Below are 16,203 nucleotides of genomic sequence, written 5' to 3'. Positions count from 1 at the left end.
CTTGCCCGGGCAAACCCCAGTCCGGGCCTTAATCGAAAAGCAGCGCGGAACTACAGGCCCGGGCTACGCTCTATCCCCATCAGGACGGGAACAGTACGGGAACCTGCACCATGCCTCATTGGCTGATTATTGACCTTGAAGCCACGACGGATGAAGGCGGCTGGCCCGTGACGGAGATGGAAGTCATCGAAATCGGCGCGAGCCTGGTCAACCGCCAGGGCCGCGAGCTGGATCATTTCCAGCGTTTTGTACGGCCGTTGCGCCGGCCACTGCTGACGCCCTTTTGCCGCCAGCTCACCCACATCACCCAGGCGAATATCGACGCTGCTGCGCCGATCACCGAGGTGTGGCCGCTGTTCGAACGCTGGCTGGGCCAGCATCAATCGCGCCTGGAAGGTTGGGCCAGCTGGGGTGACTATGATCGCGCGCAGCTGGAGCTCGAATGGCAGCGCCATGGCCTGGTCAGCGCACTCGCCCAGACACTGCACGTGAACCTCAAACAGCGCTTCGCCAAGGCCCGGCGCCTGGACAAACCGCTGGGGCTCAACGGCGCCCTGCAATTGGCCGGCATGCAGTTCCTTGGCCAGCAGCACCGGGCACTGGAGGATGCACGCAACACCGCGCGCCTGCTGCCGCTGATTTTGCCGGTCTAGGCAGCTACTGCGGCGTTGGGCATACTGGCCGACCTTTCCAGACCCCTTTTGCGAGGATTCGCCCATGTTCAAAGTCAACGAGTACTTCGACGGCACCGTCAAGTCGATCGCCTTCGGCACCGCAGAAGGTCCGGCGACCATCGGCGTCATGGCCCCGGGTGAATACGAATTCGGCACCGCCCAGCGCGAAATCATGCACGTGGTGTCCGGCGCCCTGAGCGTCAAGCTGCCGGACGCCAGCGACTGGGAAACCTTCGCAGCCGGCACCCGCTTCAACGTGCCGGCCAACAGCAAGTTCCACCTCAAGGTCGCCGTCGACACCGCTTACCTGTGCGAATACCGCGGCTAAGCGTTACGGCTTGAAAAAATGCCCGTCTCCTGCGAGACGGGCATTTTTTATTCCAGCACTGTCACCGGCATCCCGACCGCCAACTCACCGACGCCATCGTTGACCAGATTCTGGCCGAACATCGCGCCGTTCTCGGTCTTGCGATAGGTTTCAAGCGTTGCGAAAGGCTCGCGGTCGGCGCTGCGCTCGCCGGTCTGCGGGTCGATGGTAGTGAGGATGCAGCGCGAGCAGGGCTTGACCACGCGACATTCGATATCGCCGATGCGCAGGCGTTTCCAGCCGTCCTCGGCAAAGGCTTCGGCGCCCTCGATCACCAGGTTGGGACGAAAACGCAGCATTGGCATGGGGCGGCCGATGCGCGCGGATAAATCGTCGAGGGACGCCTGACCGATCAACAGCAGCGGGTAGCCGTCGGCAAAGCCCACCTGATCGGTGTCCTTGCCGAAGCCGGCATCGGTAGCGCGCGCACGCTCCAGCGGCATGTACACCAGGCGCGTCGGCTTGCCGATGAATTCACTGGCCCAGCGGGCGGCTGCGTCGCCTGCATCCGGCACGCGCAAGGTGTCGCGCCAGATAGTGATGCCGCGCAGTTCAGCCGCGCTGTCGGGCAGCGCCACGTCCAGCGTGGCGTAGCCCGGCGAGCTCAGGGTGAGGCCGCCGGCAGGATTGTACAGCGCCGACAACTGGCTCATTTTCGCCACCGCCCGCTGCGTGAGGAATCGCCCGCTGGCTTCGTCCACCAGCATCCAGCGTCGATCCCCCTGCAGCCCGAGTTTATCCAGGCCGATGTGCTGCAAGGCGTCCGCCCTGCCGGACTTCAAGGGGTAACGGTACAACGCGCTGAGACGAAGCATGAGCCTGCTTTCCTGAGGGGCAAAGCCGTCACCCTAAGGTCAAGCCGACACTTCGTCCAGCATCAGGCGTTGACGCACCACATCCACGAGCTTGTCCGGCTGGAATTTGGAGAGGAAATTGTCGCAGCCGACCTTCTTCACCATGGAGTCGTTGAAGCTGCCCGACAGCGAGGTGTGCAGCACCACGTAAAGCTCCCGCAGGCGCGGATCGTTGCGGATCTCGGTGGTGAGGCGGTAGCCGTCCATCTCGGGCATTTCGGCGTCGGTGAAGATCATCAGCAGTTTGTCGGTCATCACCTGGCCGCTGTCGGCCCAGCCCTTGAGCATGTTCAGCGCCTTGAGACCATCGCTGGCAATGTGCATTTTCATGCCGAGCTGGCCCAGGGTGTCGCGCAGTTGCGACAGGGCGACGTTGGAGTCGTCCACCAGCAGCACTTCGCGGCCACGGGCGCGTTCGAGCACCGGGTCTTCGAGTTTTTCGCGGGAAACCTTGGCGTTGTACGGCACGATTTCGGCCAGCACTTTTTCCACGTCGATGATTTCCACCAACTGGTCATCGACCTTGCTGATGGCCGTGAGGTAGTGCTGGCGCCCGGCGCTGGTCGGCGGCGGCAGGATGGCTTCCCAGTTCATGTTGACGATGCGGTCGACGCCACCCACCAGGAATGCCTGCACCGAGCGGTTGTACTCGGTGACGATGATGGTGCTGTTCGGACCCGGAACCAGCGGACGCATGCCGATGGCCTGGGACAGGTCGATGACCGGCAGCGTCTGACCACGCAGGTTGACCACGCCGCACACGAACGGATGACGCTGGGGCATCAGGGTCAGCTTGGGCAGTTGCAGCACTTCCTGCACCTTGAACACGTTGATCGCGAACAGTTGCCGCCCGGCCAGGCGAAACATGAGGATCTCCAGGCGGTTCTCACCCACCAGTTGCGTGCGTTGATCTACCGAGTCGAGAATGCCGGCCATTGAAAGCTCCTGGTGCGCTGAGGGATTGTGCTGTTCGCTTAAGATTGGTTATCGGCGGCGGGCGCCAGACCTTGACCCTGTAAAATGCCATTTAAACGCATTGATGTCACACTGATATCATGCTTTACTTCGTCGGTGCCTCCATACGGCATGCCAACGACGCAGCGCGACCCTCAAAACCACGCGAGGTTCCGTCGCGTAAGGGGTTCCCCTAGGCGCAATCAGGCGTGACCTGATATTCGCGATATCTAATAGCCATTAATGTGACGCCATTCTCATTGCATGAATGGAGTCAGGCCTTTGCTCGCCATCGCCAGCCCTCGGCCCAAAGGCCTCTCAGACGTAAACCCGACGGCAACCGAAGCGCTGCGAATGAACTCGACTGCATTCGGCACGCAGGTCTGCGGCACGTCTTTAAATAAACTTCCTACCAAAATATCGGAAGCTGCCTACAGATCTCAGTCATATTTCAGCGTTAGTTTTAAGCCATTCACCCAGTGCGGCATCTCACCACCCGACCTTGCGTTGTGGAGACTTGCATGATGAACGACGCTAACGAATGGCAAGTTGCACTTTCCCTGTTTCAGCAGGAGGCTGAAAAACTGCTGGCCAAGTCCGAAGAGTGCTTGAGCCACCTGCACATGATTCGCAACGACAGTGACGCCATCGACTGCATGGAAAGCAGTCTCAGCACGCTCGCAGAAAAAGCCGACAGCCTGGCCCTGCAGGGGATTAGCGAGTTTTCGCGGCACATTCAGCACCTGATCGCCAATGCCGAAAACCCGTTGCAACTGCATGATCAGGCCTTGGCGGCCCTGCACGATTGCCTGACATTACTGGCCTGGCAACTCGAACTGATAGATGCTCGCACTGGCCGACTGCAATTGGACGAAACTGAACAAACTACGCTGATCGCAACCGCCTCCCTGCAGATTCCGCAGAAGAACTTCAGTTATAAACCGCAGCAACGTTTGCACCACAGCGCCTGAGTTGCAGCCGGGCTTATATCCGTTAACGACGCGAACCGTCGCCATTTGAACTTTACGTGCCAGCGAAAAAGAGATCGATTGGCCTTGAATGGCCCTGACGATACACACGCACCTGAACACCGCAACGCCCTTTCCTGCCTGTCGAAACTGCCGCCCCGGCCATTGGCCTGAACGGGCCAGGCGACGTCATGCGCTTGGCGACCAACGGTAATAGTGGTGGTACTATGCGCCGCTCGAAGACTCAACTTCATTGGCTCCATTCGCTATGTACGCCAGCCTCAAGTCACTTATCGCCAGGTCTGTTTCGCGCAGCAATGCACGCCGCATGGTCCTCGTGCTGTGCCTTGGCTCGCTGTCGCTGAGCGTGTGGGCCTACAGCCGCTCCCTCCCACTGCCGCTGGCGGTGCTGCTGCTGAACCTGGCGATAGTGCTGGTGGTCGGCCTGCAGCAATGGAAATCACGCAAGGCCATCAGGTTCCAACCTCAGGAACTTGCCGAGCGCCTGCTGCAGGTACAGGAAAACGAACGCCACCGCCTCAGCCGCGAACTGCACGACGATATCGGCCAATTGCTCACCGCCGCCAAGCTGCAAAGCGAATGGCTGCAGCGCCGCCTGCCGGACGAGCTGCAGGGTCAATGCACGGTGCTGTGCAACACCCTGAATGAAACCCTGGCCAAGGTGCGCGACGTGTCCGCGATTCTCAACCCGCGCCAATTGTCCAGCCTGGGCCTGGAAGCCAGCCTGCGGGCGCATCTGCTCAAGACCCTGGCAAACACCCCGGTGCACTGGAGCCTGGAATGCCAGCAACGGCTAACCGGCATCCCGGAAGAAATGGCCGTGGCGGCCTTTCGCATTACCCAGGAAGCGGTCACCAACATGCTGCGCCATGCCCAGGCGCACAATCTGCTGGTACGCCTGCAACGCCTGCCCGAAGGCCTGTCGCTGGTGATCAGCGACGACGGCCAGGGCTTCTCCCCCGCCAGCAACCCTGCTCTTGAAGGACAACGCGGCATGGCCGGCATGTGTGAGCGGATCGACCAACTGGGAGGCACGCTGGCGGTGAGCAGCCAGCCTGGCAAAGGCACCCGCATCGACGCGCTGTTCCCCTGGGCGCCACGCGCCCTCGAACGCGCCAGTCGCCCGAAGGTTATCGAGTGACCTGCAACGTACTCCTGGTGGATGACCACGCGCTGATCAGGGCCGGCGTGCGTGCGCTGATCATGGATATTCCCGGCTACGCGGTGATCGGCGAAGCCAGCGATGGCGCACAGTTGCTGGAGCGGTTCGGCGCCCTGCAACCGGACATCGTGCTGCTGGACCTGTCGATGAAACACACCGGTGGCCTCGATGCCCTGCAGCAGCTCAAGGGTGCGTATCCCAGGAGCAAGGTGTTGATTCTGTCGATGCACACCGACCCGGAGATGATCATGTGCGCGCTGGAGTCCGGCGCCCATGGCTACCTGCTCAAGGACACCACCGCCACCGAGCTGGAACACGCCCTGCGCGCGCTGTGCAACGACGAGCGCTACCTGAGCCCGGCCATCGCCCACACCGTGATCAACCAGGCGCTGGTGCGCAGCCAGGGCGCAGCTTCGGCTGCCGTGCCGAGCCACACGCTCACCGCGCGGCAGCTGGAAATCCTGCGCCTGATCGTGCGCGGCAAGTCCACCCGCGAAATTGCCCATGGCCTGGGCCTGAGTATCAAGACCATCGAAGCGCACCGCTCGCAGATCATGAAGCGGCTGCAGATCTTCGACGTGGCGGGGTTGGTGTTATTCGCCGTGCGCGAGCAGATTATCAGCCTGGACGACTAGCGGAGAATCCTTCGGCAGGTGCACGCGCAGGGCCTTGGGCAACGCCTCGAAGCGCAGGTCATCGCCGCTGAGCGGCTCACCGTCGAGGTTGATGTAAAGCTCTCTCGCCTGCCTGATCTGCACCCATGGCAGCCGCGCCCGCACGAACATCGCGTCCAGGCCCCAGCCGTTGTTCATCAGCTCGCGCAGTGTGCCGACCACTTCCTGGGGCGCCGGGAGGATGCTGACGTCGAGCAGGCCGTCATCGGCCATCGCCTCGGGGCACAGCTCATGCCCACCGCCCGCCTGCCGACCGTTACCGATCCCCAGCGCCAGCAGCTCGCCCTGCCAGTGGAAATCCGGCCCGTCCAGCTCGGCATAGGCAGCCTTCAACTCGCTGAAGCGCGTGAGGCCGGTGAACAGGTAGGCGGCGCCACCGAGGACTTTTTTCAGGTCTTCTGAGGTGTTGGCGGTGACCTGGCTGCCGAAGCCGCCGGTGGCCATGTTGAGGAAGATCTGCTCGCCCACCTGACCGAGGTCAATCGCCCTGGGCGGCGTATCCAGCAGCGCCAGGGCCTGGGCCGGCTCCTGGGGCACACCCGCGGCCTTGGCGAAGTCATTGGCGGTGCCGAGGGGCATCAGCACCAGGCTGGCCTGCGCCTTGGACTGAGCCATGGCTTCGGCCACATCGCGCAAGGTACCGTCGCCACCGCCGGCGATGATGTGGGTGTAGCCGCCAGCCAGCGCTTCATCGACCAGGCGCCGTGCATCGCCGCCCTCCCACGTCACCCGAACCGCCAGTTCCCAGCCCAGCTCGCGCCTGGCTTTCACGGCGCTGCGCACGTCCTCGTTGAGGGCTTGCTTGCCGTGGAGAATCAACAGCGCTTTGGGGGTGGTCATTGGTGGGTTACTCCGGGAGTTGAAGGTGCATGAGGGATGTGACCTTTGTCGAGGGGGATTGGTTTACCGGGGTTGGCGCGATTTTTTGATGATGGCGAGTTTGGGTGAGACAGGCAGATTGGGGACCTATCCGTTATTCAGGTAACGGCTGCTGGCGGATCCGCGCTATAGAAAAAGCCCCAAAGCAAGCAAAGGACTCCTGCCCCAACACTCGGCACCTCGCCCAGGATCGGTGTGCCCAAACGCTGTACATAATGTGGCAGGGGGCTTGCTCCCGATGGCGGTGGGTCAGTCAACTTATGTGTAGCTGACACACTGCTATCGGGAGCAAGCCCCCTCCCACAGTTGGATCTCCATTGGTCTGATGGATATCACCTGCTTTTGCTCTGCTTTGCTTTGGCTTTTGATCTTGATCTTGATCTCAGGCGCCCCGTCAACCACGCTGGCCGCACGCAGGCTTGAATCCGTGGGTAACCCGGCAGGACGCCGGGTTAGTCGCACTGGGCCAAGGATGGCCCATCGCGGCGGCCCACGGATTCAAGCCTGCGTGCGGGCACACCGAGCCTGAGCGAGGTGCCGAGTGGTGGGGCAAGAGCCTTTTGGTTACTTTTGGGCTCTTTCCAAAAGTGACCCGCCGTAAGGGCGGAACCAATAGCCGCCATTACAAAAGAAATGGATATGTACACAAAAAGCCGCCATCGGGAGCAAGCCCCCTCCCACAAAAGCCAGGCACTCCAACCCCAAAGCTAGCTCTTGTGCAACTTGCTCATCAACTGCGCCTCAGCCTGGGTCAACCCGCACGACTGCGTCAGCTCATCCACCGTCGCCCCCATGCCGACCAACCTCGCCGCCTGGGCAAACGACAGATTCGCCGGGTCGCGCTGCTCAAGCTGCTCCAGCTTGTCCGGGATCGGCGCCAGGATCGCGCGCAGTTCATGCACCTCATCCCCCACCCTCACCGCACTCTGCTGGTAGTGATCCACCCGCCGGACCAGGTCGAGAATGCGCCGCTCGCGCAGCGCATCCCGCTCGGCCTGTTGCAGGGCCAGCTCCCGTTGCTGGCGCATATAACGCAGCACGAACGCCACCGTCCCGGCCCACAGCAGGGCCAGGACAATCACCAAGGCTTCAAAGAACAATCAGATGTTCTCCAGATCCGACCACTCTTCCTCGCTCATCATCTTGTCCAGTTCAACCAGAATCAGCAGTTCGCCGTTCTTGTTGCACACGCCCTGGATGAACTTGGCGGATTCTTCGTTACCCACGTTCGGCGCGGTTTCCACTTCCGACTGGCGCAGGTAGACCACTTCGGCCACGCTGTCGACCATGATCCCGACCACTTGCTTGTCGGCTTCAATGATGACGATACGCGTGTTGTCGTTGACCTCGGTCGGCACCAGGCCGAAACGCTGGCGGGTGTCGATCACCGTCACCACGTTGCCGCGCAGGTTGATGATACCCAGCACGTAGCTGGGCGCACCCGGGACCGGCGCGATCTCGGTGTAGCGCAGGACTTCCTGCACGCGCATCACGTTGATGCCGTAGGACTCGTTGTCCAGTTTGAAGGTAACCCATTGCAGGATCGGATCATCCAAACCTTGTGCGGACGCTGACTTGTTCATTTCTCTGACCCCTTCAAATACCGTAGACACGGCGTGTGTACTTGCCTGACCGCACTTGCGCGCAGCCCTTATTGTTCAATCAACTGCGTTTATTCTGCGCCATCGTCTTGACCGCACCGCTGGCGATCAACTCGGCCAGTTCGGCGACGTCAAGCAACGCGCACATGTGTTCGATCACGGTGCCCGCCAGCCACGGCCGCTGGCCACGGTGGCTGCGCCATTTGATTTCGTTCGGGTCCAGGCGCAACGAGCGGCTGACTTGATGCACCGCCAGCCCCCACTCGTAGCCCTGCACCGAGATCACGTATTGCAAGCCCTGGCGGAAGTCGTCGCGGTAGCGATCGGGCATCACCCAGCGCGCGGTGTCGAGCACCTTGAGGTTGCCAGCCTGGCTCGGCAGGATACCGAGGAACCACTCCGGTTGCCCGAACAGCGGCGTCAACTCCTGGCCTTCGAGCGAATAGATCGAGCCCAGGCATACCAGCGGCACCGCCAGCGTCAGGCCGGCGACGTCGAACAGCAGGCATTCGAACGGCTCCGCGGCCCAGGCCGGGCGCTCGTCGCCACGCACCGTCGGCGGTGTGATGCTCGGCGGCAGGTGCACTTCGACCACGGGCTCGACCACCGCCGGCGCAGCCACCACCGGCAGCGGAACAATCGGCACCACCACCTGCGCGTCGCGCGCCTGTTCTTCCAGCACCGCCAACTGGAACTCGTCCAACGGAGCTTGCACCGCAGGGGCCGGTTCGAGCACCAGGATCGGCTCCGGCAATTCTTCGGCGGTCGCTTCCTGCAGCAAGGCATCCAGATAGGACTCGAGTGCCAACTGCGGCCGGGTCTTGAGCTTGAAGTCGACAGGTCGGTTCATCATGCCACCTGCGCCACAAGTTGCTGCGACAACAGGTGCTTGAGCAACGCACGGTAGGCCAGCACGCCACGGCTCTTGCCGTCGAACTGCGACGGCGTGAGCCCCGCGCGGCTGGCGTCACGCAGGCGCGTGTCCACCGGGATGTAGCCGTTCCAGATCGCATCCGGGTAGCCGTCGCGCAACACGCGCAAGGTGCCGAGCGATGCCTGGGTACGCCGGTCGAACAGGGTCGGCACGATGCTGTAGGGCAACGGCTGTTTGCGCGAGCGGTTGATCATCGCCAGGGTGCTCACCATGCGCTCCAGGCCTTTGACGGCCAGGTGTTCGGTCTGCACCGGAATCACCAGTTGCTGACTGGCCGCCAGGGCGTTGACCATCAGCACACCGAGCAACGGCGGGCTGTCGATGATCGCGTAGTCGAATTCCTGCCACAGCTGCGCCAGGGTCTTGGCGATCACCAGGCCCAGGCCGCTCTGCCCCGGAGACTGTCGCTCAAGGGTGGCCAGCGCGGTACTGGACGGCAGCAGGGAAATGCTCTCGTTACTGGTGGGCAGCAGCAATTGCCCCGGCAAGTCGGCCGGCACGCTGCCCTTGTGCAGGAACAGGTCGTAGCAGCTGTGTTCCAGCGCATCCGGGTCGTAGCCGAAATAGCTGGTCATCGAGCCGTGAGGGTCCAGATCGACCACGACCACACGCTTGCCCGCCTCGGCCAGCAAGCCGGCTAACGCGATGGAGGTGGTGGTCTTGCCGACTCCACCTTTTTGATTGGCAACTGCCCAGACTCTCATTCGGTTGGTTCCTCCCGGCAGGCAATGGCGCGACCGAGACAGTGCATAAAATTAGTGAGCCGGCGACGGGGAATTGACGGAGCCCTGTCGAACCGGCGGCTTAACCGCTGGCGGTGCAGTTTGTGTGCCAGCGCGCTTCAACGCGGCATCCGGTGTTGCATTTGCAGTGCCGGTGCCCGTGAGGCTGCGGCGTACATCCAGGTTGCGTGATACCACCAGCACCACACGGCGGTTGCGCGCGCGGCCCTGCACCGTGGCATTGTTGGCCACCGGCTGGAACTCGCCATAACCCACCGATGCCAGGCGTCCGGGGTTCACACCCTGCATGGCGAGCATGCGCACGATGCTCGCCGCGCGTGCCGACGACAGCTCCCAGTTGGTCGGGTATTGCGCGGTGTTGATCGGCAGGTTGTCGGTGAAGCCTTCCACATGAATCGGGTTGTCAAACGGCTTGAGGATCGCCGCCACCTTGTCGATGATGTTGAACGCCTGATCGCTGGGTATGGCATCGGCACTGGCGAACAACAGGCTGGAGTTGAGTTCGATTTCCACCCACAGTTCATTGCCGCGCACGGTCATCTGGTTGGAGCTGATCAGGTCGCCGAACGCTGCGCTGATGTCATCCGCGATGCTTTTCAACGGGTCGCTGGTACCGCCTATGCCCGCAGCGGTCTCGTCGCTGTCGTTGACCAGCGGCTTGGCCGGGGTCACGGTCTTGGGCCGCTCGTCGCCAATGGGAATTGGCTTGAGCGCACGATCCGTGTCGTTGAACACGCCCACCAGCGCCTGGGAAAGGATTTTGTACTTGCCTTCGTTGACTGACGAGATCGAATACATCACCACGAAAAACGCGAACAGCAAGGTGATGAAGTCCGCATAGGACACCAGCCAGCGTTCATGATTGACGTGTTCTTCAGGCTCGCGGCGACGACGGCTCACTGGCAACTCCCCCCATCAATCCATGAAGCCCTGAAGCTTCAATTCGATGGAACGCGGGTTCTCGCCCTCGGCAATCGACAGGATGCCTTCGAGCAACATTTCGCGATAACGGGACTGGCGCAGGGCAATCGACTTGAGTTTGCTCGCCACCGGCAGCAGCACCAGATTGGCACTGGCCACACCATAAATGGTGGCGACGAACGCCACGGCAATCCCGCTGCCCAGTTGCGACGGATCGGCGAGGTTGCCCATCACGTGGATCAGGCCCATGACCGCACCGATGATGCCGATGGTCGGCGCGTAGCCGCCCATGCTTTCAAAAACTTTGGCGGCGTTGATATCGCGGCTTTCCTGGGTGTAGAAATCCACTTCCAGGATGCTGCGGATCGCCTCCGGCTCGGCGCCGTCAACCAGCAGTTGCAGACCTTTGCGTGCGTAGCTGTCGGGCTCGGCATCGGCCACGCCTTCCAGACCCAGCAAGCCTTCCTTGCGCGCAGTGAGGCTCCAGTTGACCACGCGGTCGACGCCGCCGGCCAGGTCCACACGCGGCGGAAAAATGATCCACACCAGAATCTGCATGGCGCGCTTGAACGAACTCAAGGGCGCCTGCAGCAAAGCCGCGCCCACGGTGCCGCCGATCACGATCAACGCCGCCGGGCCGTTGGCCAGGGCGCCAAGGTGGCCGCCCTCCAGGTAGTTGCCGCCAATGATTGCGACAAAGGCCAGGGTGATGCCGATCAGGCTCAACACATCCATCAGAGACAGGCCTCCACCAGATGCCGGCCAATGTCGTCGAGGCTGTAGACGGCGTCGGCGAGGTCGGCTTTGACGATGGCCATGGGCATGCCATAGATCACGCAGCTGGCTTCGTCCTGGGCCCAGATGGCGCTGCCGCCCTGCTTGAGCAGGCGTGCGCCTTCACGGCCGTCGGCGCCCATGCCGGTGAGCACCACCGCCAGAACCTTGTCGCCGTAGGATTTGGCGGCGGAGCCAAAGGTGATGTCCACGCACGGCTTGTAGTTGAGGCGCTCATCGCCCGGCAGGATTTTGATCGCGCCACGCCCGTCCACCATCATCTGCTTGCCACCCGGGGCCAGCAGCGCCAGGCCAGGACGCAGGATGTCGCCATCCTCGGCTTCCTTGACGCTGATGCGGCACAGCTTGTCCAGGCGCTCGGCGAATGCCTTGGTGAACGCAGCGGGCATGTGCTGGATGAGCACGATGGGCGCCGGGAAGTTGGCCGGCAGTTGGGTCAACACCCGTTGCAGGGCCACCGGGCCGCCGGTGGAGGTGCCGATGGCGACCAGCTTGTAGGCCTTGCGCTTGGGCGCCGGTGAATGCGCATGCGCGGCGGGCGCAGGGTTACGGGCCGGTGCGGCGGATGCAGGCCGGGCCGTCGGCGCAGGTGCCGGGCGGTTGAACGAGGAACCTGCTGGGGCAACTGGTGCGGCCGCCGGTGTCGGCGCAGGTGCGCTGGACAGGCTGCGACGGTTACTGCGCGCAATGCTGTGCACCTTTTCGCACAGCATCTGCTTGACCTTCTCGGGGTTGCGCGAGATGTCTTCGAAATTCTTCGGCAAAAAATCCACCGCGCCGGCGTCCAGCGCGTCGAGGGTCACTCGGGCGCCTTCGTGGGTCAGCGAGGAGAACATCAATACCGCGGTGGGGCAGCGTTGCATGATATGGCGCACGGCCGTGATGCCGTCCATCATCGGCATCTCGTAGTCCATGGTGATCACGTCCGGCTTCAACGCAATTGCCTGGTCAATCGCCTCTTTGCCGTTGGTGGCCGTGCCGACCACCTGGATGCTTGGATCGGCGGAAAGAATTTCCGAGACGCGGCGGCGGAAGAAACCCGAATCGTCCACCACCAGGACCTTGACTACCATAAACACTCCGTTAGGTGGGGCGGGCGTTACCGCCTGAGCCCCACCAAAATCAAATACGCCGTGCGGCGTAACGCTTGAGCATGCTCGGAACATCGAGAATCAGCGCGATCCGACCGTCACCGGTGATGGTCGCGCCCGACATGCCCGGGGTCCCCTGCAGCATTTTGCCCAATGGTTTGATCACCACCTCTTCCTGGCCCACCAACTGATCGACCACAAAGCCGATGCGCTGGGTGCCCACGGACAGGATCACCACGTGGCCTTCACGTTGTTCTTCATGCTTGGCCGACGCCACCAGCCAGCGCTTGAGGTAGAACAGCGGCAGGGCCTTGTCGCGCACGATCACCACTTCCTGGCCGTCGACCACGTTGGTGCGCGACAGGTCGAGGTGGAAGATCTCGTTGACGTTGACCAGCGGGAAGGCGAACGCCTGGTTGCCCAGCATCACCATCAGGGTCGGCATGATCGCCAGGGTCAGCGGCACCTTGATGACGATCTTGGAGCCCTGGCCCTTGGTCGAGTAGATGTTGATCGAGCCGTTGAGCTGGCTGATCTTGGTCTTTACCACGTCCATGCCGACGCCACGGCCCGACACGTCGGAAATCTCGGTCTTGGTCGAGAAGCCCGGAGCGAAGATCAGGTTGTAGCACTCGGTGTCGGTGAGGCGGTCGGCGGCGTCCTTGTCCATCACGCCACGCTTGACTGCGATATTGCGCAGGATTGCCGGGTCCATCCCTTTGCCGTCGTCGGTGATCGACAGCAGGATATGATCGCCCTCCTGCTCGGCCGCCAGAATCACCTTGCCGTTGCGCGACTTGCCCGCCGCTTCACGTTCTTCAGGGGTTTCCACGCCGTGGTCGACGGCGTTGCGCACCAAGTGGACCAACGGGTCGGCCAGGGCCTCGACGAGGTTCTTGTCGAGGTCGGTTTCTTCGCCCACCAGTTCCAGGTTGATTTCTTTCTTGAGCTGGCGTGCCAGGTCGCGAACCAGACGCGGGAAGCGGCCAAAGACTTTCTTGATCGGCTGCATGCGCGTTTTCATCACCGCGGTCTGCAGGTCGGCGGTGACCACGTCGAGGTTCGACACGGCCTTTTGCATGGCTTCGTCGCCACTGCTCAGGCCCAGGCGCACCAGGCGGTTACGCACCAGCACCAGTTCGCCCACCATGTTCATGATGTCGTCCAGGCGCGCGGTGTCTACCCGTACGGTGGTCTCGGCTTCGGTGGTGACCGGCTTTTCGGCCACGGCGGCAGCCGGGGCGCGTGCAGGTGCTGCGGCAGGTGCCGGTGCGGGCTTGGCGGCTGGAGCGGCGGCCGGTGCAGGTGCAGATTTGGCGGCCACAGGCGCAGCAGTCGCCGCTGCGGCCGGGGCCACTTCGGTGAACTTGCCCTTGCCGTGCAATTCGTCGAGCAACGCCTCGAATTCGTGATCGCTGATCAACCCGTCGCCGGCCGGTGCTGCGCTGGCTGCCGGAGCGGCTGGCGCGGCGGCGGCTGGCGCCGTCGCGGCGACTTCCGGCAAGGCATCGACAGCAAAGGTGCCCTTGCCGTGCAGTTGATCGAGCAAGGCTTCGAATTCGTCATCGGTGATATCGGTGCTGGCGCTCGCTGCGGCTGCAGGCGGCGCGGCGACCGGTGCCACGGCGTCGGCAGCGAACTGACCCTTGCCATGCAACTGGTCGAGCAGCGATTCGAACTCGGCGTCGGTGATGTCTTCGCTGGTTGGCGCGGCAGGTGCAGCAACCGCTGGCTGTGGCGTCTGCGGTGCTTCGGCCTCGGCCTTCACGGCGTTGAGCGAATCGAGCAACTGTTCGAACTCGCTGTCGGTGACATCCGCCTCGGGCTCAGGCTCGGCCACCGGCGCAGGTGCAGCTTGTACGGCCGGCGCCTCGGCAGCCGGCTCTGCCAGGCGCGCCAGGGCGGCCAGCAGTTCCGGAGTGGCGGCGGTGATCGGGGCACGTTCACGCACTTCGCTGAACATGCCGTTGACCGCATCCAGTGCTTCGAGAATCACGTCCATCAACTCCGAGTCGACCTGCCGTTCACCCTTGCGCAGGATGTCGAACACGTTCTCGGCGATGTGGCAGCACTCAACCAGCTCATGGAGCTGGAGGAAGCCGGCGCCCCCTTTTACAGTGTGAAAACCGCGAAAAATTGCATTGAGCAGGTTCGCATCATCCGGTCGGCTTTCCAGCTCGACCAGTTGTTCGGACAGTTGCTCTAAAATTTCGCCGGCCTCTACAAGGAAATCCTGAAGGATTTCTTCATCGGCGCCGAAGCTCATGTGGGTGCTCCTTAGAAGCCTAAACTGGATAACAGGTCATCGACATCATCCTGACCTGACACAACGTCTTCACGTTTATCGGCATGAATCTGCGGACCTTCACCCTTGGCGAGATGTTTTTGTGGATCTTTTTCCGAGAGGATCGCCGCGCGGTCATGTTCGATGCCGGCAAAACGATCGACCTGCCCGGCCATGAGCACCAGTTTGAGCAGGTTGCTTTCCACTTCGGTGACCAGTTGGGTCACGCGCTTGATCACTTGACCGGTGAGGTCCTGGTAATCCTGGGCCAGCAAAATATCGTTGAGGTTGCTCGCCACCGTGCGGTTTTCCTGTTCGCTGCGCGACAGAAAACCGTCGACCCGACGAGCCAGTTCACGAAACTCTTCAGCACCGACTTCGCGACGCATGAAGCGGCCCCAGTCGTGGCTAAGCGCTTGAGCCTCGGTGGCCATGCCATTGACCAGAGGCGTGGCGTTTTCCACCAGGTCCATGGTGCGGTTGGCCGCCGCTTCGGTCAGCTTGACCACATAGGACAGGCGTTCGGTGGCATCGGTGATCTGCGAAATTTCTTCGGCCTGGGGCATGTGCGGGTCAATCTGGAAATTGACGATCGCACTGTGCAGCTCGCGCGTGAGCTTGCCCACTTCCTGGTACAGGCCGCGGTCACGGGTCTGGTTAAGCTCATGGATCAACTGCACCGCGTCGCCGAAATGACCTTTTTCAAGGCTGTCGACCAACTGGTGAGCATGTTTTTTCAGGGTCGACTCAAAATCGCCCAATGTTGTTTCTTTATGCTCCATAGCTCCCCCGCGATGGCATTAGCCGTGGATGCGTTCGAAGATTTTTTCGATCTTCTCTTTTAGCGCCAATGCAGTGAATGGCTTGACCACGTAACCGTTTACCCCGGCCTGGGCGGCTTCGATAATCTGTTCACGCTTGGCTTCGGCGGTCACCATCAGTACAGGCAGGCTGCGCAGCTTTTCGTCGGCGCGCACATGGCGCAACAAGTCGATGCCAGTCATGCCCGGCATGTTCCAGTCGGTTACCAGAAAGTCGATGCTGCCGCTGTTGAGGATCGGAATCGCCGTAATGCCGTCGTCCGCCTCGACCGTGTTTGTGAACCCAAGGTCACGCAACAGGTTTTTTATGATCCGCCGCATCGTTGAGAAGTCATCAACGATGAGGATTTTCATGTTCTTGTCCAATTCGACCTCCAAGCAGTCTTAAACGCGCCCAGCACCTGGACGCGCCATTTCAATCAACGGGCGTTACACAAAAAGGACTGCCGGGTCCACCACG

At 62.1% G+C, this 16,203-nt stretch carries 18 protein-coding genes; 5 read left to right on the top strand and 13 right to left on the bottom strand.

Features of this window, described 5'->3' with window-relative positions; translation table 11 throughout:
• Positions 1 to 110 precede the first annotated feature (110 nt).
• Together LUB09_RS03155 and ppnP are read left to right on the top strand one after the other, a co-directional pair.
• The gene (locus LUB09_RS03155) at positions 111 to 653 is read left to right on the top strand and encodes an exonuclease domain-containing protein (RefSeq protein WP_209983409.1); all 543 of its coding nucleotides are present in this window, start codon (positions 111 to 113) and stop codon (positions 651 to 653) included.
• A 64-nt stretch (positions 654 to 717) separates the two neighbouring features.
• A complete protein-coding gene (gene ppnP / locus LUB09_RS03150) occupies positions 718 to 1,002 on the top strand; it encodes a pyrimidine/purine nucleoside phosphorylase (RefSeq protein WP_209983410.1) in 285 nt (94 codons plus the stop codon).
• Positions 1,003 to 1,049: 47 nt separating this feature from the next.
• On the opposite strand, the gene LUB09_RS03145 is transcribed toward ppnP, so the two are convergent.
• Complete coding sequence (locus LUB09_RS03145; RefSeq protein ID WP_209983412.1) at positions 1,050 to 1,856, bottom strand: MOSC domain-containing protein; 807 nt, start codon at positions 1,854 to 1,856, stop codon at positions 1,050 to 1,052.
• A 39-nt stretch (positions 1,857 to 1,895) separates the two neighbouring features.
• Positions 1,896 to 2,831, bottom strand: coding sequence for a chemotaxis protein CheV (locus LUB09_RS03140; RefSeq protein WP_209983416.1), 936 nt, complete (start codon positions 2,829 to 2,831; stop codon positions 1,896 to 1,898).
• Between the two features lie 539 nt (positions 2,832 to 3,370).
• On the opposite strand from LUB09_RS03140, the gene LUB09_RS03135 reads away from it, so the two are divergent.
• The 3 genes from LUB09_RS03135 (at position 3,371) to LUB09_RS03125 (ending at position 5,635) form a co-directional block, all read left to right on the top strand.
• Entirely contained in the window at positions 3,371 to 3,820 is a 450-nt protein-coding gene (locus tag LUB09_RS03135; protein ID WP_209983418.1) for a hypothetical protein, read from the top strand.
• A gap of 265 nt (positions 3,821 to 4,085) precedes the next feature.
• Positions 4,086 to 4,979 carry a sensor histidine kinase gene (locus LUB09_RS03130; RefSeq protein ID WP_209990434.1) on the top strand — a complete coding sequence of 298 codons (894 nt, stop codon included), beginning with the start codon at positions 4,086 to 4,088 and terminating at the stop codon, positions 4,977 to 4,979.
• A complete protein-coding gene (locus tag LUB09_RS03125) occupies positions 4,976 to 5,635 on the top strand; it encodes a response regulator transcription factor (RefSeq protein WP_231421592.1) in 660 nt (219 codons plus the stop codon). The genes LUB09_RS03130 and LUB09_RS03125 overlap by 4 nt, the downstream gene beginning before the upstream one ends.
• Here LUB09_RS03125 and yegS read toward each other — a convergent pair.
• From yegS to LUB09_RS03070, 11 genes are all read right to left on the bottom strand, one after another.
• Complete coding sequence (gene yegS, locus LUB09_RS03120) at positions 5,594 to 6,514, bottom strand: lipid kinase YegS (protein WP_231421590.1); 921 nt, start codon at positions 6,512 to 6,514, stop codon at positions 5,594 to 5,596. The genes LUB09_RS03125 and yegS overlap by 42 nt on opposite strands.
• A gap of 746 nt (positions 6,515 to 7,260) precedes the next feature.
• Positions 7,261 to 7,653, bottom strand: coding sequence for a DUF2802 domain-containing protein (locus LUB09_RS03115; protein WP_209983424.1), 393 nt, complete (start codon positions 7,651 to 7,653; stop codon positions 7,261 to 7,263).
• Entirely contained in the window at positions 7,654 to 8,136 is a 483-nt protein-coding gene (locus LUB09_RS03110) for a chemotaxis protein CheW (protein ID WP_003236843.1), read from the bottom strand.
• A gap of 79 nt (positions 8,137 to 8,215) precedes the next feature.
• Entirely contained in the window at positions 8,216 to 9,004 is a 789-nt protein-coding gene (locus LUB09_RS03105) for a CheW domain-containing protein (protein ID WP_209983427.1), read from the bottom strand.
• Positions 9,004 to 9,792, bottom strand: a complete 789-nt coding sequence (locus tag LUB09_RS03100) for a ParA family protein (protein ID WP_003236847.1) — start codon at positions 9,790 to 9,792, stop codon at positions 9,004 to 9,006. Before LUB09_RS03100 ends, LUB09_RS03105 begins: the two co-directional genes overlap by 1 nt.
• A gap of 51 nt (positions 9,793 to 9,843) precedes the next feature.
• Complete coding sequence (gene motD, locus LUB09_RS03095) at positions 9,844 to 10,731, bottom strand: flagellar motor protein MotD (RefSeq protein ID WP_209983429.1); 888 nt, start codon at positions 10,729 to 10,731, stop codon at positions 9,844 to 9,846.
• Between the two features lie 15 nt (positions 10,732 to 10,746).
• Positions 10,747 to 11,487: a flagellar motor protein gene (locus tag LUB09_RS03090; protein WP_003236851.1), complete on the bottom strand. Its 741-nt coding sequence runs from the start codon at positions 11,485 to 11,487 to the stop codon at positions 10,747 to 10,749.
• Complete coding sequence (locus LUB09_RS03085) at positions 11,487 to 12,620, bottom strand: protein-glutamate methylesterase/protein-glutamine glutaminase (RefSeq protein WP_209983431.1); 1,134 nt, start codon at positions 12,618 to 12,620, stop codon at positions 11,487 to 11,489. Before LUB09_RS03085 ends, LUB09_RS03090 begins: the two co-directional genes overlap by 1 nt.
• Before the next feature lie 49 nt (positions 12,621 to 12,669).
• Entirely contained in the window at positions 12,670 to 14,904 is a 2,235-nt protein-coding gene (locus LUB09_RS03080) for a chemotaxis protein CheA (RefSeq protein ID WP_231421587.1), read from the bottom strand.
• An 11-nt stretch (positions 14,905 to 14,915) separates the two neighbouring features.
• Entirely contained in the window at positions 14,916 to 15,704 is a 789-nt protein-coding gene (locus LUB09_RS03075; protein ID WP_209983435.1) for a protein phosphatase CheZ, read from the bottom strand.
• Positions 15,705 to 15,722: 18 nt separating this feature from the next.
• Positions 15,723 to 16,097: a chemotaxis response regulator CheY gene (locus LUB09_RS03070; RefSeq protein WP_015885173.1), complete on the bottom strand. Its 375-nt coding sequence runs from the start codon at positions 16,095 to 16,097 to the stop codon at positions 15,723 to 15,725.
• Positions 16,098 to 16,203 lie beyond the last annotated feature (106 nt).

Origin of the sequence: Pseudomonas sp. Leaf59 (assembly GCF_920984685.1) — a bacterium.
GTDB lineage: Bacteria > Pseudomonadota > Gammaproteobacteria > Pseudomonadales > Pseudomonadaceae > Aquipseudomonas.
Note: the sequence above shows the minus strand (reverse complement) of the source record. Positions and strands in the feature narration are given on the sequence as shown.

Bases quoted from the DNA above. Each gene is read 5' to 3' on its own strand.
- LUB09_RS03105 (WP_209983427.1), bottom strand. From the start codon at position 9,004: ATGAACCGACCTGTCGACTTCAAGCTCAAGACCCGGCCGCAGTTGGCA.
- LUB09_RS03140 (WP_209983416.1), bottom strand. From the start codon at position 2,831: ATGGCCGGCATTCTCGACTCGGTAGATCAACGCACGCAACTGGTGGGT.
- yegS (WP_231421590.1), bottom strand. From the start codon at position 6,514: ATGACCACCCCCAAAGCGCTGTTGATTCTCCACGGCAAGCAAGCCCTC.
- LUB09_RS03130 (WP_209990434.1), top strand. From the start codon at position 4,086: ATGTACGCCAGCCTCAAGTCACTTATCGCCAGGTCTGTTTCGCGCAGC.
- ppnP (WP_209983410.1), top strand. From the start codon at position 718: ATGTTCAAAGTCAACGAGTACTTCGACGGCACCGTCAAGTCGATCGCC.
- LUB09_RS03080 (WP_231421587.1), bottom strand. From the start codon at position 14,904: ATGAGCTTCGGCGCCGATGAAGAAATCCTTCAGGATTTCCTTGTAGAG.
- LUB09_RS03135 (WP_209983418.1), top strand. From the start codon at position 3,371: ATGATGAACGACGCTAACGAATGGCAAGTTGCACTTTCCCTGTTTCAG.
- LUB09_RS03070 (WP_015885173.1), bottom strand. From the start codon at position 16,097: ATGAAAATCCTCATCGTTGATGACTTCTCAACGATGCGGCGGATCATA.
- LUB09_RS03155 (WP_209983409.1), top strand. From the start codon at position 111: ATGCCTCATTGGCTGATTATTGACCTTGAAGCCACGACGGATGAAGGC.
- LUB09_RS03075 (WP_209983435.1), bottom strand. From the start codon at position 15,704: ATGGAGCATAAAGAAACAACATTGGGCGATTTTGAGTCGACCCTGAAA.
- LUB09_RS03085 (WP_209983431.1), bottom strand. From the start codon at position 12,620: ATGGTAGTCAAGGTCCTGGTGGTGGACGATTCGGGTTTCTTCCGCCGC.
- LUB09_RS03100 (WP_003236847.1), bottom strand. From the start codon at position 9,792: ATGAGAGTCTGGGCAGTTGCCAATCAAAAAGGTGGAGTCGGCAAGACC.
- LUB09_RS03090 (WP_003236851.1), bottom strand. From the start codon at position 11,487: ATGGATGTGTTGAGCCTGATCGGCATCACCCTGGCCTTTGTCGCAATC.
- LUB09_RS03110 (WP_003236843.1), bottom strand. From the start codon at position 8,136: ATGAACAAGTCAGCGTCCGCACAAGGTTTGGATGATCCGATCCTGCAA.
- LUB09_RS03145 (WP_209983412.1), bottom strand. From the start codon at position 1,856: ATGCTTCGTCTCAGCGCGTTGTACCGTTACCCCTTGAAGTCCGGCAGG.